The following is a 2,171-nucleotide window of genomic DNA, read 5'->3' as shown; positions in this document are numbered from 1 at the left end:
CTTCATCGTCGGCAGCGGCAACGTGGTGCACAACCTGCGCCGGATGGACCGGCAGCGGCCCGACGCCGGTTTCGAGTGGGCCGAGCGCTTCGACCGCGCGGTCAAGAGCGTCATGACCTCCGACCCGGCCAGCCTGCCCAGTGTGGTGCGGCACGCCGACTTCGCCCTGGCCGTGCCGACGCCGGAGCACTTCCTGCCCCTGGCCTACCTGGCCGGCCTCTGCCAGGCGGCGGGCGAGACGGCCAGCTTGTTCGCCGAAGGCGGCACCATGGGCTCGCTCACCATGACCAGCTATGTGCTCGGCGCTCATCCCGCCGCCGGCGCGGGCCGGGGCGCCGCCGCGGCCCCGCTGCCGGATCCGCACGACGTGCCGCCGGAGCAGACCAACACCTGAGGCGTGGCCTTTCGCGCCAAATCGTATCGCGCCCGGTTACGCGTGTTGCAAGGATGGGCTTGATTCTCATCCGTAGCGGCGCCAACCTTGGTCGCATGGAGCCGGGACGCAACGACGACGAGATGCGGGAAGGCGCGCGGACGCTCTTCCTGCGCCTGCTGCAGAAGCTGACACGCCCGGGCGCGCCGCCGGAGGGCGACCGCCGGCCGGCCGATTCGCAGCTGCTGCCCCCCGGGCAGCGCAGCGGCCGCGGCACCGAGAGCCTGGCGCCGTATCTCGACAACTACCGCAACACCCGCCCCGGCGCGCTGGAATGAGCGCGCCCGGCGTCGGCCGCGCCCGCGCCGCTACGACTCGATCCGGCAGCGGAACAGCTTGAGCGAGCGCGGCGGCAGGTGCGTGTGCGCGCCGCAGGGGCAGTTCTCGCTCGCTTCGTCATTGCTGGTGTCCACCAGCAACTCCCACTCCTTGCACTGAGGCACCTGGGGCAGCTGGAAGTCCAGCGGCTGCGGCGAGGCCGAGAGGACCAGCAGCAGGTGGTCGTCCTTCAGCACGCGGCCCTGCCGGTCGGTGCCGCTCAGGCCGTTGCCGGCCAGGAACATGGCGAGCGATTGCGTGTGCGGGTTGCCCCAGTCCTCGTCGCTCATGGCTTGGCCATCGTGGCGGAACCACATGATGTCGCTGATCTCCGAACCGCGGATCGCGCGGCCGGAGAAGAACTTCTGCCGGTGCAGCGCCGGGTGCTCGCGCCGCAGGCGGATCAGGCGCTGGGTGAAGGCGAGCAATCGATCGTCCTTGCCCGCCCAGTCGTGCCAGCTGATTTCGTTGTCCTGGCAGTAGGCGTTGTTGTTGCCGCCCTGGGTGCGGCCGATCTCGTCGCCGGCACAGAGCATGGGCGTGCCCTGGCTCAGGATCAGGGTGGCGAGCAGGTTGCGCTGCTGGCGCGCGCGCAGCGCGTTCACCTCCGCGTCCTCGGTGGGGCCTTCCGCCCCGCAGTTCCACGACTTGTTGTCGTTGGCGCCGTCGGCGTTGTCCTCGCCGTTGGCCTCGTTGTGCTTGTCGTTGTAGCTCACCAGGTCGCGCAGCGTGAAGCCGTCGTGCGCGGTGATGAAGTTGATGCTGGCCGAGGGCTTGCGGCCATCGTCCTGGTACAGGTCGCTCGATCCGGTGAGCCGGTAGCCGAGGTCGCCGGCGAGGCCGCCGTCACCCTTCCAGAAGGCGCGGATCGCGTCGCGGTAGATGCCGTTCCACTCGGCCCACTTGACCGGGAAGTTGCCGACCTGGTAGCCGCCTTCGCCCACGTCCCAGGGCTCGGCGATCATCTTCACCTGGTTGAGCACCGGGTCCTGGTGGATGATGGTGAAGAAGCCGGAGAGCTGGTCCACCTCGTGCAGCCCGCGCGCCAGCGTGCTGGCGAGGTCGAAGCGGAAGCCGTCGACGTGCATCTCCTGCACCCAGTACCGCAGCGAATCCATGATCAGCTGGAGCGTCTGCGGATGCCGCACGTTGAGCGTGTTGCCGGTGCCGGTGTAGTCGAAGTAGTGGCGCGGGTCGTCCGGGACCAGCCGGTAGTAGGTGGGGTTGTCGATGCCCTTGAAACTGAGGGTCGGTCCCATGTGGTTGCCTTCGGCCGTATGGTTGTAGACGACGTCGAGGATCACCTCGATGCCGGCCGAGTGCAGCTTCTTCACCATCGACTTGAACTCGTACACCTGCTGGCCGAACATCCCGCGCGGCGCCTCGGCGGCGCCGACCGTCGAGTAGCGGATGTCCGGCG

General features: G+C 69.0%; 2 protein-coding genes and 1 pseudogene. 2 read left to right on the top strand and 1 reads right to left on the bottom strand.

Annotation, left to right across the window (positions count from 1 at the left end; all coding sequences use genetic code 11):
• Both VFM98_RS10020 and VFM98_RS10015 read left to right on the top strand, forming a co-directional pair.
• A pseudogene (locus VFM98_RS10020) lies at positions 1 to 394 on the top strand (4,5-DOPA dioxygenase extradiol); the annotation flags it as partial.
• Between the two features lie 95 nt (positions 395 to 489).
• Positions 490 to 711 carry a hypothetical protein gene (locus VFM98_RS10015; protein ID WP_325109781.1) on the top strand — a complete coding sequence of 74 codons (222 nt, stop codon included), beginning with the start codon at positions 490 to 492 and terminating at the stop codon, positions 709 to 711.
• 30 nt (positions 712 to 741) lie between these two features.
• Here VFM98_RS10015 and glgX read toward each other — a convergent pair.
• Positions 742 to 2,171: glycogen debranching protein GlgX (glgX, locus tag VFM98_RS10010; RefSeq protein ID WP_325109780.1), on the bottom strand; the 1,430-nt coding region annotated here is incomplete at its 5' end.

Source organism: Ramlibacter sp., from assembly GCF_035706265.1.
Taxonomy (GTDB): domain Bacteria; phylum Pseudomonadota; class Gammaproteobacteria; order Burkholderiales; family Burkholderiaceae_C; genus Ramlibacter.
This window is presented reverse-complemented; position numbering and strand designations above follow the sequence as displayed.